Below are 12,762 nucleotides of genomic sequence, written 5' to 3' on the forward strand. Positions count from 1 at the left end.
AGATGCTTCGGCAAAATCACATGCGGCAACCCATCAACCACCACAAGCTTAATCCGGCCAGAATCAGCATCCATATGCGCACCCCGGCACAAACCACCCAAATTGATCAGCTTCGTCTCGCCGCCCAACCACCACGGATCAATATGATGAAACTCAATCTTCTCCGGCGGCTCCGTGCAACCAGGCACAATACACCCATGATCACGCGCCAGGACCGCGCGTTTAAGTTTCTCCGGCACCAACCGTTGGGCACGGCCATAGTCAAGCAGTTCACTCTTCGAATTGAATACCGCCGGGATGATATCTGCTTCGCATAACAACCGCCGCAGATCCCCGGGTGGAAGTTTCACCCCGTGAGCGGTGCGTGCGTCCCCGGAGGCGAGGTCCTGCAAATTTTCGAGTTTCAAATGCACCAGAACCTCAGGTCTGATCCGTTGGCTGCCACCCCCGCCGGTGGGGATCGTGGTGAGCAGGTCCAGCAACGCGTTCAACGCCCGTTCCGGGACCGTAGCCGGAGCTTCAACGGTTTCTGGTTCCCAGATCGCTTCCTCCAACGCCCCTTCGGGTAAGAAATCCAAGATGCTGGGTTCTACTGGGGCCATCTGCTCTGGTGCTTCGACTTCTGGTTCTGGGACTGGTTCGGAGGACTCCGGAGTACTAGCCGGTTCGTCACCCGTGCCAGCCTGCGGAGGACGGTTGACCCGAGCCTGCGCCCCAGCACGGGTGCGTCCGTTAGCTGCATGCGCTGCCAACGAATCAAAATACTCACCTTCCACCGTGGTGACCCGCAAGAGAAACTCGCGGGTGAACTCGTTCTTGATCGGCAGCGGGAAGAACCCCCGACGCAACGACGAAGACGTCGCAGTGCCCGCAGTGGTGCTGGCGGTAGTGATCAGCTCTTTGACCTGTTTGTTCGTTTCGGCAACACTCTGCCCAGCAGATAACAGGTTAGCCGCGTGTTCTTCGACCGGGCGGCCATCGGCATGGAACAAGGTTGGCTCGGTACGGATCCCGTCAAAGGTCTGGTCTTTCGGTTCGCGATTGGCGAGTTTCTGACTGGTTTCGCGCACGGCTGCTGGGTGCAGGGCCGGGGAGTGTGCCGGGTCGGGGGTGGTGAATAACGCGGCGAGGTGTTCAAAGCGCGGTGGGAGCTGGTTGCCCGCCATATCGCGGCGGCTGATCAAGTCACTCGCGTCGTTGATGAGCTTGTTCGCTTCACCGAACGGGATGTGAGTCCAGGAGGCGAGCAGTGCGGCGGGGGTTTGGAAGCTTGCTTTACCCGGGCAGCGGCGCGGCGCGCGGCTGGTGTCTGGGGGTGTGGTGCGCAGTGTGTCGAGTTCTGTTTCGTCTAGGGTGTGGGCGTTGGTGGCGGCGAGCCGGTCGGCGCCGGTGACCCGGAGGCGGGCTGCTTCGTCTTCGAGGTGCTGGCCGGTGGTGGCTAGTTCCAGGGCGAGGCGGGGATCGGTGGTGTCTGCCAGGTGCAGGCGCAGGAAGGTGAATAGCTTGGTGCCGGTGGTGGCGAGTTTGCGCAGGGTTTCGCCTGTGAGGTTTTCTGGCGTGCCGGTGGCTGCGGTGAGCTCGGTGAGCGTCGTGTGCAGTTCGGTGAGGGTGGCCCCGGCGGTGGTGTTCATGAGTTGAGTATGCGCGGGGCGGTGGGCCGGACTAGTGGAGGCATCACCGAATGTGGATAAGTGCGGACACACCCGGTTGGATCGAACATTTGATGGCTGGAGGAAGCGGGCCCGGCCGGTGGTGGAGGCGGTCGGTGGGGATCGATGATGGGAGAGCTGGGGGTGGGTAAAGGTGCTGGTAGTGCCGATAATGCGGCGTGGGGTGGAGCGCGCGGATTGGGGCTGGGCAAGGTGGCGGGGACTCGTCAAGGGGTAGCGCGTGTGGATAAGCTCCCACCGTTTGAGGTGCCTGCGGCGGGCAATGCGTACTAGACTTGAAGCCATGGTGGAACAGTCTGAGGAAACCCGTGGCGGAACGGCAACGATCGAGCGCACAGACACGAGTCAAAGTGTCGAAGCCGGAGATCATGAGCGCTTTGCGCACTATGTGCAGAAGGAAAAGATCATGGAGTCGGCGATGTCCGGCGAGCCGGTGATCGCGCTGTGCGGCAAGGTGTGGACCCCGGGGCGGGACCCGAAGAAGTTCCCGGTATGCCCCGAATGCAAGGAAATTTACGAAACCCTGATGGGCTAAATTGCTGCGCTGAGCACTAGGTAATACGGCAAGCAGCAGGCACGTTCGGGAAAAGGTATATGACCGAGACACTTTTTGACTTTGGTGACAAGCTTCCACTGGAAGACAAGCTCCCGCCGGCGTACCCGGAAAGGGCGGCCTGGGGGACCGGGCCGAAACTCCGCGCCTGGCAGGCCGAGGCGCTGGCCAAATATTTTGACACCGAACCACGGGACTTTATGGCCGTGGCTACCCCCGGCGCGGGTAAAACTACCTTTGCGCTGCGCCTGGCGAAGGTGCTGGTGGATTCGGGCAAGATCAACCGGCTGATCGTCGTCGCACCCACGGACCACCTGAAAAAGCAGTGGGCCGATGCGGCGGCGCGCGTGGGAATCTCGCTGGACCCCAATTATAAAAACGCCGATGGCCGGCACGGCTCGCACTATCTGGGTGTGGTGGTGACCTATGCGCAGGTCGCGCAGAAGCCTGCGGTGCACCGGGCAAAAACCGAGGGTGCCCGCACGCTGGTGATCATGGACGAGGTGCACCACGCCGGGGATGCGCTGAGCTGGGGCGACGGTATCCGTGAGGCCTTTGAACCGGCTGCCCGCCGGCTCGCGCTGACCGGTACGCCGTTCCGCTCGGACGCCGCTCCGATTCCTTTTGTGCAGTATGTGGATGAGGGCGACGGGATCCGCCGATCGACCGCTGACTATTCCTACGGTTATGGCAAGGCGCTGAAGGATAACGTGGTCCGCCCGGTGCTCTTTATGGCCTATTCCGGGGCGATGCGCTGGCGTACCGCCGCGGGCGAAGAAATGGAAGCCGAGCTGGGCGCCGGATTCACCAAGGATGTCACCGCGCACGCCTGGCGTACCGCGCTGGACCCGCATGGGGATTGGATCCCTTCGGTGCTGCGCGCCGCGGATCGGCGGCTTTCCGAGGTGCGGCGCACCGTGAAGGACGCCGGCGCCCTGGTGATCGCCACCGACCATGAAGATGCGCGCGGTTATGCCACGCAGCTGGAGGCGATTTGCGGCGAGAAGGTCACCACGATCCTCTCAGATGACCCCAAGGCCTCGCAAAAGATCGACGAATTTGCTGCGTCGGACTCGCGTTGGATGGTGGCGGTGCGCATGGTGTCCGAGGGCGTGGATGTGCCCCGGCTCTGTGTGGGCGTGTATGCGACGAGCACCTCTACGCCGTTGTTCTTCGCGCAGGCGGTTGGACGTTTTGTGCGCAGCCGCAAGCGCGGCGAGGTCGCCAGCGTGTTCCTGCCCTCGGTCCCGGTGCTGATGGCACTGGCCAACGAGATGGAAGTTGAACGCGACCATGCACTGGACCGCGAGGGCGACAAGCTTGAAGACGGGTTGGATGACGCGTTTCTGGAGGAGGCCAACCGCGAGGAGAAGGCCAGCGATGAGCTGAACAAATCCAAGTTCGAGGCGCTGAACTCCCAGGCGGCCTTTGACCGGGTGCTCTTTGACGGCGGTGAATTTGGCACCGGCGCCGAGCTGGGCAGCGACGAGGAGCTCGGCTTCCTGGGGATCCCCGGTCTGCTTGATACCGAGCAGGTCTCCGCGCTGCTGCGTGAGCAGCAGAATAAGCAGATCAGCCGCGGTGCCACGAAGCCGGCCCCGGTCAGTGATCATCGACGGATGATGGATTTGCGCTCGAAGCTGTCCAAGAACGTGTCCGCGTGGGCCTCGCGCACCGGGATGCCGCACGGGCAGGTGCACAATAAGCTGCGCAGCGTCTGCGGCGGTCCGGCGGTGCCGCAAGCTACCGCCGATCAGCTCCAGGCACGCATCGACAAGCTCCAAGACTGGTTTGTGGGACGTAAATAACCTTCGCGGTGGCACGCACCGGCTGAATCCGGTGCGATACTACCGCTATGACCAGTAGCAATATTTCTGCCGCAGCCCGGGTGCATCAACGCGATCGCGCCCGGGCCGCCGCGTCTTATTTAGCCATCTTTTTGGCGGTGGTGAGCCTTTTTGGTCCGTTGCTGCACCCGTTGACCTCTCTGATTTCGGGGTGGCTGCAGGGTCCGGTGAACTTGTTCCCCGAATTCCTGACGCAGATCTCGCGCATTTACGCGGTGTTCGGTGCCTTTGGATTATTTGTTGTCGCCCGCTATCTGCGCACCGGAAACGGTGTGGCGTGGGCCGGGTCGTTGATCTTGCTGCTGGCCAACGCGGTGCTCCACCTGGGCAAGCTCAGTGACTGGCCGGTGATGGTGTTATCCGTGGCCGGCGGAATCTGGCTGGCCGCCAAGCACCGTGCGTTCCCGGTGTGGCCGGGCAAATTTTTGACCCGGCGGGTGCTGTGGATCAGCGTCGGCGCGCTGGGCGTCGCCACATTGATCGCGGGCGGATTTTTTGTGCGCCAGATGAAGGCCGGGCATCAGAGCATCGGCGGGGAGGTGCAGACCCTGTTCGGTGCCTTTGGCGGAGAGCTGGCCGAGCGCGGTGCTCATCCGCGCTGGGAGTTGGCCGCGGCGCTGATCATCTGCCTCACGGCGATGGTGCTGTGGTTCCTTTATGACTCGAACCGTGCCAGGCCCGCCGGAACCCGCGAGCAGCTCGCCGACCGAGAACGCGCCCGGGCGGTGGTGCTGGCCCATGGCGGCGGCACCCTGGACTACTTTGCCTTGCGTGATGACAAGCAGTACTTTTTCCTGGGCGGGTCTGTGATCGCCTATGCGGTGCGCGGATCGGTCTGTTTGGTATCTCCGGATCCGATTGGTCCCGAGGCGCAGCGCGAAGAAATCTGGGCCGAATTCATGCTGCTCGCCGAGCGCCGCGGGCTGAGCGTCAGCGTGCTCGGCGCGGCGGCGAGCTGGCTGGATATTTACGAACACTCCGGTTTGCGCGCGGTGTATCTGGGCGATGAGGCAATTGTGGAAACCCAAGGGTTTACCCTGGACGGTAAAAAGTTCAAATCCTTACGCCAGGGCCACGCACGGCTGGCCCGGGCCGGGTACACGGTGGTGCACCGCAACCCGTTGGAGATTGACGGATTGCTCCGCGAGCGGTTGACCGTGCTTGCCGCCGAAAGCCGGCAGGGGGAGGTGGAGCGAGGTTTTTCCATGACCCTTTCGCGTCTCTTTGACCCGGCGGATCAAGAACTGCTGCTCTCCATTGCGCTGGATGCCGACGGGGTAGCCCAAGCGTTTATTCAGTGGGTTCCGGCGCCCGCGGTTAACGGCTGGTCCTTGGATGTGATGCGCCGCAGCACCGCCGAGCAGGTGCCTGGCGGGCTGACCGACTTTGTGATCCTGGAAACCATTTTTAAGCTGCGTGCCGAGGGAGCTGGCGGGTTGGGGCTGAACTTTGCGGTCCTGCGCGAAGCGATCGCCGGCGCTGCTGATGCCTCGCTGATTGAGAAGCTGGTGGCACGCCAGGCATCCAAGCATGCCCAGGTCGCCTCGCTGTGGAAGTTTAATGCGAAATACGATCCACGCTGGCAACCACGCTATGCGGCGGTGGGCACCGTAGATCTGTGGTTGACCCAGGGGCTGGCGATGGCTCAGGCCGAAGGTTATGCCGAGGTGCCAGGTCTGTCCTCACGTCTTAGAACGCCGGAGCAGAACTAATGGTGCTGGGGCTGATCACCGCACTGATCGCAAGTATTTGTTATGGCAGTGCCTCGGTGCTGGAGGCCGTGGCCGCACGACGTGCCGATGGGGTAAAAGTTTTTACCCAGCCGCTGTACCTGATGGGTTTGGGCTTGGACGGTGTGGCGTGGGTGGCCTCGCTGGTGGCACTGCAATTTTTGACCTTGTTCACCGTGCAGGCGCTCATCGCTGGTTCGCTGATTGTGACAGTTCTGCTGGCGAAGGTGGTTTTTTCTTCGCGGCTGGGCACCTCCGCCTGGTGGGCCATGGGATTGCTGGTTGCCGGGTTGGTGGTGATCGCACTGGCTACCGGGGAACAACCTGCCAGCGGTGCGCCGCGCCTCTTGGCTCCGGTGCTGGGTACGGTGATGCTGCTGCTGACGGTGCTCTTGCTGGTGCTTTACCGCCGCCGGGCACCACTGGCGATGTCGATTTTAGCCGGCCTCGCTGCCAGCGTCTCCGCGTTGGCCGCGCGCGGCCTGGAACTGGACGGTTCACTGTGGCAGATTCTGCGGCAACCGTTGCTCTGGGTGCTCTGTGTGGCCGGGGTGGCGGCAATGGCCAGCTACACCAGAGCATTGGAGCATGGCTCGGTGGGTGCAATGACGGCGGTCTTCACGGTGATCGAGGTGGTCATCCCCGGAGTGGCGGGCATGCTGCTGCTCGGCGATGCCTCCCGGCCGGGCTGGGAAGCGGCTAAATTTATGGCGATCGCACTGAGCCTGGTGGCTTGCGTGTGGTTGGCTAAACAGCCCGGGGCGGATCCGTTGCATGAAGCTCAGAGCGCGCAGGTTGACGAAGAAAAGATGGCAGGACGATGAACATGAAAATGTTGGATCGGGCAAAGATTTGCCGCACGGCGTTGCGCGTCGGCGCGGTGGCCTATTCGAGCGGCATGCTCGCCGAGGCGCTGCTGGGTTGGAAACTGGACCCCCGGGTGACTCTGCTTTCCGAACTGGCTGCGCGAGACCGTGAGCATCGACGTCTGTTCCAGGTCCTTGACCTGGGGGCCGGGGGCCTATTTATTTCCGCCGGGATCACTGTGCGCGGCGCCGGTTCCAAGTGGTTGGGAACCTGGCTGGAAGTTTTTGGTGCGGCAACTATCGGCGATGCGCTCAGCCCACTGGATTATCCGATTTCGCATGAGCATTTACGCCCGGGGCACGCGCAGAAGTCGTGGACACCAAGTATCAGCCACACGATGCATTACGCCACCACCACCGTGGCAGGGGTGGCCGCAGCCGGAATCTGTCTGGAGCATTGGAAAATGCAGCGCTCGGAACAAGATCCGGACGGGTTAGCCCGGATCTTACGCACCGGTGCGGGTCCGGCCGTGGGAGTGCTATTGCTCAGTGAAACGCTCACGGTGGTGTTTCCCAAGCTGCTTCCAGGAGTGGTGCAGCGGGTGCAAACTCTAGCCTTTTCCGCGCTCTGTCTCGATTTGGCGTCCCTGGATGTGGCGAAGCTGAGGAATTAAAAACCAACGCCGCCGAACAAATTTATTGTCCGGCAGCGTTGGTTTTTTAAGCGTTGGATTAGGGTGCGGGGCTGAGCGGTTCCAACCCGAGGGTGAGCACCGTGGCGCCGGCCTCGCGCAGCTCCGTGTAAACCCTTGGAAGGTTTTCCGGGGTGACCGCCGCGGTCAGCGGGGCCAGCACGGTGGTGATAAACCCGGCGGCCGCTGAGTCGATCGCGGTGGCACGTACGCAGTGATCGGTAGCGATACCCACGATGTCCACCGTGGTGATCCCGCGATCGCGCAGCCAATCGGCCAGCAACATGCCAGATTCATCCTCGGGCGCAGCGTTGGGATCGAACAAGCGTGCCTCAAAACCCGAATAGGCAGCGCTGAATCGGCCCTTGGCGAAGTGCGCGTCAACTTCCAGCGCGGCGATCTGCGGGTGCAGAGCCGCACCGGCGGTCCCAGCCACACAGTGCACCGGCCAGGAATCGACAAAATCAGGGGTGTCCGAGAAGTGGGCGCCCGGGCTGATATGCCAATCCTGAGTGGTGAGAATGGCTGCATAGGAGCCGCGGCGGGTGTCGACATCGCTGGCGATAGCCGACGCGACGGCGTTGCCGCCGGTCACCGCCAGCGCGCCGCCCTCACAGAAATCGGGCTGGACATCGACAATTAGCAGTGCTCTACTCATAAGTTTCTCCTAATCATTGCGAGTGAGTAGGGGTTTTAACCATGATACTGCCTGAGTGCTTAGCCTTCGCGCATAATCGTGGGGATGACCGGCTCGCCGCGCTGCAGCTTGCGCGCCACACCGGGCATTTCCTGAATCGACGCGTAGTGGCGAGCGCGCGCCTTCTGAACGCCGGACGCGCCTATGTAGGACTCATCGATCTCGCCGTTGGTGACAAATGGGATCGACAGCTTGCGTTCTGGACCGCCGGTGCTGAATTCGGAAAGTGAGACAACCTCGGCGGTGGCGCGGTTGCGTTCGTTGAGCTGGCGGATCGCGTGTTTGCGTCCGCCCACACTGGTCTTATTTGCCGCGGCCTTGGCCACCGGAATCCATTGGCCGGCCGAATCCTGCCGGGCCACCAGCTTGTACACCATCGATGCGGTGGGGTGTCCGGAGCCGGTCACCAGTGCGGTGCCCACCCCGTAGGAATCTACCGGGGCGCTGGCAAGCGCGGCGATTGCGTATTCGTCCAGATCTGAGGTGACGGTGATCTTGGTGTTCCAGTTGCCTAGGTCATCGAGCAGCTCACGGACCCAACCTGCCTGCGCGATGAGATCCCCGGAATCCAGGCGTACTCCGCCAAGCTGCGGACCGCCGACCTTGACCGCGGTGCGCACTCCGGCTTCCACATCGTAGGTGTCTACTAACAAAGTGGTGTCCCTGCCTAAGGAGTTAACCTGCGCGGTGAACGCGGCTTCCTCGGAATCGTGGAGCAGGGTGAAGGAGTGGGCGGAGGTGCCGACGGTTTTGATGCCGTAGCGAGCTCCGGCTTCCAAGTTAGAGGTGGAATCAAAGCCGGCAATGATCGCCGCACGCGCGGCGGCCACCGCTGATTCCTCGTGGGTCCGCCGGGAGCCCATTTCAATGCACGGCCGGGTGCCGGCCGAGGCGATCATCCGTGAGGCGGCGGAGGCGATGGCCGAATCGTGGTTCAGGATCGAGAGGATGTAGGTTTCAATGACGCAGGCCTCGGCGAAGGTTGAACGCACGGTGAGGATCGGTGAATTCGGGAAGTACAGCTCGCCTTCGGCGTAGCCGGTGATCTCACCGGTGAACTTGAAGTTTTCCAGGAAGCTCAGCGTTTCCTTGTTCACCACCTTGGTGTCCGAAAGGAACTTCAGCTGTGCCTCAGCGAAGTGGAAGTTCTTCAACCCTTCGAGCAGACGCCCGGTGCCGGCAACCACGCCGTAGCGTCGTCCCTCGGGAAGGCGGCGCGCGAAGGCTTCGAAGACCGAGGGGCGGTGAGCCGCGCCGGAGGCGAGGGCCGCCTGCAGCATGGTCAGCTCGTAGTGGTCGGTGAAAAGGCTGGTGAGCATGTGGTGCTCCTGATCGAAGAATGAATGGACCGGCCTTTACTGTATAACGGCTCACGCTTGCGGTGATATTCACAACGCACCGTGTGTACCGCGGTGTTGGGGCGTAAAATGGAAATTATGACCGCTATGCCCGATGTAATATCTAACCCCGAGACCGTCAAGGCGCAGGATAAGGCCTGGCGTCTGATCGTGTGGAATGACCCGGTAAACCTGATGAACTACGTTTCTTACGTGTTCCAGTCCTACTTTGGGTTCACCCGCGAACGTGCCGATCAGCTGATGCTGCAGGTGCACAACGATGGTTTTTGTGTGGTGCGTTCCGGCTCCCGGGAGGCCATCGAATCCGATGTGCATGCGATGCACGGCTTCGGTCTGCAAGCGACCATGACCCAGGAGGCCTAAGCTACGTGGCTAAAGCCTTTAAAAATGGTGCCCGCGGCATCACCGGTTCCTTGGCGAGCGCGGAACGAAAGTTATTGCGTGAACTATTCAGCGACGTGATCACCGTGCTCGAAGAACGTGCACAGATCCACGAGCTGCCCGAAGATCTTGACCCGCTGTACGCGCTGACCGGGATGCGCCCAGAATCGGCGAACCTGCCCGAACCCTCCGACGCCGCGGTCAAACGGCTGCTACCGGATGCCTCGGATGATCAAGAGGTGGCAGATGAATTCCGCCGGCTGACCGAAGCGGATCTGATTACCGAAAAGATTTCTTTGTTACGCCGTGCTCAGCTGTTGCTGGAGACCGAGAAGCTGGTGCTTTCGGTATCCGAAGCCCAAGGTTTTGCGCGTGCGCTGAACGATGTGCGGCTGGTGCTTGCCGAACGGCTGAACATTCAAAGCGAAGCCGATTCGGAGCGGATCGCGCAGTTGGTGGACGCCGCAAAGGTGACCACCTCCGAAGAATACCTAGGCCTGGTTTACAACCTGGTCTCCTGGGTGCAGGACACCTTGATGCAGGCATTGATGAGCGCGGAGCGCTAGGTCATGAATTCTTATTTCGCCTCTGGGCCTGTCAGCGCGCCACAAGCTAATACGCCCATCGGCATTTTTGACTCCGGGGTGGGTGGGCTGACGGTGGCACGTGCCATCATTGATCAGCTGCCCGGTGAATCTTTGATCTACGTGGGAGATACCGCCAATTCGCCCTACGGTCCGCTGCCCATCGCCCAAGTGCGTGCTAACGCGTTGGGTGTTATGGATGAGCTCGTGGACGCCGGGGTGAAACTATTGGTGATTGCGTGCAACTCGGCCTCTTCGGCGGTGCTGCGTGATGCGCGTGAGCGGTATACCGCGCGCTACGGAATCCCGGTCGTTGAGGTGATTCAGCCCGCGGTGCGCCGTGCGGTGGCGGCGACTAAAAACGGAAGGATCGGGCTGATCGGTACCCAGGCTACGGTGGGCTCGCGTGCCTATGAGGACGCATTTGCCGCAGCTCCAGCGTTGAAGGTGCATGCGGTGGCCTGCCCACGGTTTGTCGAATTTGTGGAGTCCGGGATTACTGCAGGCGCCGAACTGCTGGAACAGGCCGAAGAGTATTTGGCTCCGCTTAAAGCAGCCGGGGTAGACACGCTCATCTTGGGCTGCACGCACTACCCGTTGCTGACCGGTGTGATTTCTTATGTGATGGGCGATTCGGTGACCTTGGTGTCCAGCGCCGAGGAGACCGCAAAGGACGCGTTCCGCGCGCTGACGACCCATCAATTGATGCGTGATGATCAGTTGGCGGCGCGTCATGAATTCCTTGCCACCGGGAACGCTGATAGTTTTGGGGTATTGGCTCGCCGGTTCCTCGGACCAGAAGTGTTGCAGGTGCGCCATGTGGACCATGTGGCCGCCCACTATCCCACCGGTGCGATCACCAGGCTAACCCCGGAACTGATTGCCGCGGCGAAAGCGAGTAAGCAATGAAGCTGACCATTATCGGTTGCACCGGGTCATTCCCTGGCCCGAGTTCCCCGGCGTCCTGTTACCTGGTGACGGCCTTTGACGGCACCCGTGACTGGAAGATCTTGCTTGATTTGGGCTCTGGTGCATTGGGCGTATTGCAGCGCTACACCGATATTAAAGATCTCGACGGCATCATGATTTCCCACCTGCACCCGGATCACTGCATGGATCTGTGCGGGATGCACGTGGCAATCCGTTGGGATCCTAACGGCTGGAACCGCGAGCGGATGCTGGTGCATGGTCCTGCCGATACCGCCAATCGCATCGAAACCGCTTATGGGTTGCCCGAGGGCGACACCATGCACCAAGACTACGACTTTAAGCATTGGACACCGCTGGAACCGGTGAACATTGGCCCGTTTACGATTACCCCGTACCCGGTGCGCCACCCTATCGAGGAGTCCTACGCGTTGCGCGTGGAGGCCCACGAGCCGGGCCCGGATGGGGAACTGCTCACCAGTGTGCTGACCTATTCGGGGGACACCGATACCTGCCAAGGACTGGTGGATGCTGCCAAGGACTCGGACATTTTCTTGTGCGAAGCTGCCTTTGAAGAAGGCCGTGACGACGCGATCGATGGAGTGCACCTGACCGGTAAACGTGCCGGAGAGATGGCCACCCAGGCCGGTGCCGAACGTCTCTTGCTCACTCACATCCCGGTCTGGACCGACATTAACAAGATCGTCAATGAGGCAAAGGAAACTTACGACCGCGGTATTGCGGTGGCAATTTCCGGGGTGACCTACGGCGTGTATTCAGGAACTCTGAAGGAAGAGAAGCACCCAACGCTCTTTAAGGGCAATCTGGGTACCGATTACCTCAAGTCCCGTACCGGCTCGTTGCCAAAGATCAATTACGAGAAGGTCCGCAAATTCCCGCTGCTCAAACGCAAGAAGTAGCGGAAAATAACGACTGACTAAGCCCACCGGCGGAACTGATGTTCCGCCGGTGGCTGTTTAACCCCAAAGTCTTATCCTTGACCCGGTTTCAACCCTCGGCCATCCTTAGAGCCACCGCACCTAGTGATTGTTGAGGCACCGATGAAGAAATTTTCGCTCACTGCTCTGGCTCGGACGCAGATTCGCCAGGCTCTTGTGGCTCCGGCCGGACGCAGTGCCAGTACCGTCTTTGGCGGTCATGAGCATACGATGCGGCAGGCAGTAATTGGGATCAAAGCTGGAGTGGCGCTTCAGGAGCACGAAAATCCGGGAGAGGCCACGGTGCTGGTGCTGTCCGGGCGGATTACGCTCACTTCGAATGGCGATTCGTGGGAGGCCCGCACGGGGGACCTGCTGTTGATGCCGGCCGGGCGCTCCCAACTGAGCGCCATCGAAGATTCCGCAGTGTTGCTCAGCGTAGCGAAGTTGGGCCGCCCTAGGCTGTCCGATTTGGAAGCAGATTCAGTCTGAGACTTTTCTCCGTTTAGCTGGCTTGGATCGCTAAGCTGAAAGCGGGGACCACTTCCATTCTGCACTGAGGAGAGACAGGCACCATGT

General features: G+C 61.3%; 12 protein-coding genes and 1 pseudogene. 10 read left to right on the top strand and 3 right to left on the bottom strand.

Annotation, left to right across the window (positions count from 1 at the left end; genetic code table 11):
• The coding region (locus VJ369_RS15150) for an HNH endonuclease signature motif containing protein (RefSeq protein ID WP_324092882.1) at positions 1–1,955 on the bottom strand (1,955 nt) is incomplete at its 3' end.
• Between VJ369_RS15150 and VJ369_RS15155 the strand changes: the two genes are divergently transcribed.
• From VJ369_RS15155 to VJ369_RS15175, 5 genes are read left to right on the top strand one after another with little or no spacing between them, the layout of a single operon-like run.
• Positions 1,933–2,205: a DUF3039 domain-containing protein gene (locus VJ369_RS15155; RefSeq protein WP_229677163.1), complete on the top strand. Its 273-nt coding sequence runs from the start codon at positions 1,933–1,935 to the stop codon at positions 2,203–2,205. The genes VJ369_RS15150 and VJ369_RS15155 overlap by 23 nt on opposite strands.
• Before the next feature lie 59 nt (positions 2,206–2,264).
• Positions 2,265–4,031 (top strand): DEAD/DEAH box helicase, encoded by a 1,767-nt coding sequence (locus VJ369_RS15160; protein WP_324092883.1) that lies wholly within the window; start codon positions 2,265–2,267, stop codon positions 4,029–4,031.
• 47 nt (positions 4,032–4,078) lie between these two features.
• On the top strand, positions 4,079–5,782 hold the full coding sequence (locus tag VJ369_RS15165) for a bifunctional lysylphosphatidylglycerol flippase/synthetase MprF (protein ID WP_324092884.1): 1,704 nt from the start codon (positions 4,079–4,081) through the stop codon (positions 5,780–5,782).
• Positions 5,782–6,624, top strand: coding sequence for a hypothetical protein (locus VJ369_RS15170; RefSeq protein ID WP_324092885.1), 843 nt, complete (start codon positions 5,782–5,784; stop codon positions 6,622–6,624). The genes VJ369_RS15165 and VJ369_RS15170 overlap by 1 nt, the downstream gene beginning before the upstream one ends.
• Positions 6,621–7,280 carry a DUF998 domain-containing protein gene (locus VJ369_RS15175; RefSeq protein ID WP_324092886.1) on the top strand — a complete coding sequence of 220 codons (660 nt, stop codon included), beginning with the start codon at positions 6,621–6,623 and terminating at the stop codon, positions 7,278–7,280. Before VJ369_RS15170 ends, VJ369_RS15175 begins: the two co-directional genes overlap by 4 nt.
• Positions 7,281–7,338: 58 nt before the next feature.
• Here VJ369_RS15175 and VJ369_RS15180 read toward each other — a convergent pair whose 3' ends face one another.
• Positions 7,339–7,956, bottom strand: coding sequence for an isochorismatase family protein (locus tag VJ369_RS15180; RefSeq protein ID WP_324092887.1), 618 nt, complete (start codon positions 7,954–7,956; stop codon positions 7,339–7,341).
• A gap of 59 nt (positions 7,957–8,015) precedes the next feature.
• Positions 8,016–9,314, bottom strand: coding sequence for a nicotinate phosphoribosyltransferase (locus VJ369_RS15185; protein ID WP_324092888.1), 1,299 nt, complete (start codon positions 9,312–9,314; stop codon positions 8,016–8,018).
• Positions 9,315–9,431: 117 nt separating this feature from the next.
• On the opposite strand from VJ369_RS15185, the gene clpS reads away from it, so the two are divergent.
• From clpS to VJ369_RS15210, 5 genes and pseudogenes are all read left to right on the top strand, one after another.
• Positions 9,432–9,716 carry an ATP-dependent Clp protease adapter ClpS gene (gene clpS, locus VJ369_RS15190; RefSeq protein WP_096256356.1) on the top strand — a complete coding sequence of 95 codons (285 nt, stop codon included), beginning with the start codon at positions 9,432–9,434 and terminating at the stop codon, positions 9,714–9,716.
• A 5-nt stretch (positions 9,717–9,721) separates the two neighbouring features.
• A complete protein-coding gene (locus tag VJ369_RS15195) occupies positions 9,722–10,300 on the top strand; it encodes a DUF2017 domain-containing protein (protein WP_324092889.1) in 579 nt (192 codons plus the stop codon).
• 3 nt (positions 10,301–10,303) lie between these two features.
• On the top strand, positions 10,304–11,227 hold the full coding sequence (gene murI, locus VJ369_RS15200) for a glutamate racemase (protein WP_324092890.1): 924 nt from the start codon (positions 10,304–10,306) through the stop codon (positions 11,225–11,227).
• A pseudogene (locus VJ369_RS15205) lies at positions 11,224–12,018 on the top strand (MBL fold metallo-hydrolase); the annotation flags it as partial. The gene murI and the pseudogene VJ369_RS15205, both read left to right, overlap by 4 nt.
• 288 nt (positions 12,019–12,306) lie before the next feature.
• Positions 12,307–12,675, top strand: a complete 369-nt coding sequence (locus tag VJ369_RS15210; RefSeq protein WP_324092891.1) for a cupin domain-containing protein — start codon at positions 12,307–12,309, stop codon at positions 12,673–12,675.
• Positions 12,676–12,762: the final 87 nt, after the last annotated feature.

This window comes from Glutamicibacter sp., from assembly GCF_035257265.1.
Lineage (GTDB): Bacteria > Actinomycetota > Actinomycetes > Actinomycetales > Micrococcaceae > Glutamicibacter.

Excerpts from the sequence above, each read along its gene's own strand:
- VJ369_RS15155 (WP_229677163.1), top strand. The coding sequence starts at position 1,933 with ATGCGTACTAGACTTGAAGCCATGGTGGAACAGTCTGAGGAAACCCGT.
- VJ369_RS15160 (WP_324092883.1), top strand. The coding sequence starts at position 2,265 with ATGACCGAGACACTTTTTGACTTTGGTGACAAGCTTCCACTGGAAGAC.
- VJ369_RS15165 (WP_324092884.1), top strand. The coding sequence starts at position 4,079 with ATGACCAGTAGCAATATTTCTGCCGCAGCCCGGGTGCATCAACGCGAT.
- VJ369_RS15170 (WP_324092885.1), top strand. The coding sequence starts at position 5,782 with ATGGTGCTGGGGCTGATCACCGCACTGATCGCAAGTATTTGTTATGGC.
- VJ369_RS15175 (WP_324092886.1), top strand. The coding sequence starts at position 6,621 with ATGAACATGAAAATGTTGGATCGGGCAAAGATTTGCCGCACGGCGTTG.
- VJ369_RS15180 (WP_324092887.1), bottom strand. The coding sequence starts at position 7,956 with ATGAGTAGAGCACTGCTAATTGTCGATGTCCAGCCCGATTTCTGTGAG.
- VJ369_RS15185 (WP_324092888.1), bottom strand. The coding sequence starts at position 9,314 with ATGCTCACCAGCCTTTTCACCGACCACTACGAGCTGACCATGCTGCAG.
- clpS (WP_096256356.1), top strand. The coding sequence starts at position 9,432 with ATGACCGCTATGCCCGATGTAATATCTAACCCCGAGACCGTCAAGGCG.
- murI (WP_324092890.1), top strand. The coding sequence starts at position 10,304 with ATGAATTCTTATTTCGCCTCTGGGCCTGTCAGCGCGCCACAAGCTAAT.
- VJ369_RS15210 (WP_324092891.1), top strand. The coding sequence starts at position 12,307 with ATGAAGAAATTTTCGCTCACTGCTCTGGCTCGGACGCAGATTCGCCAG.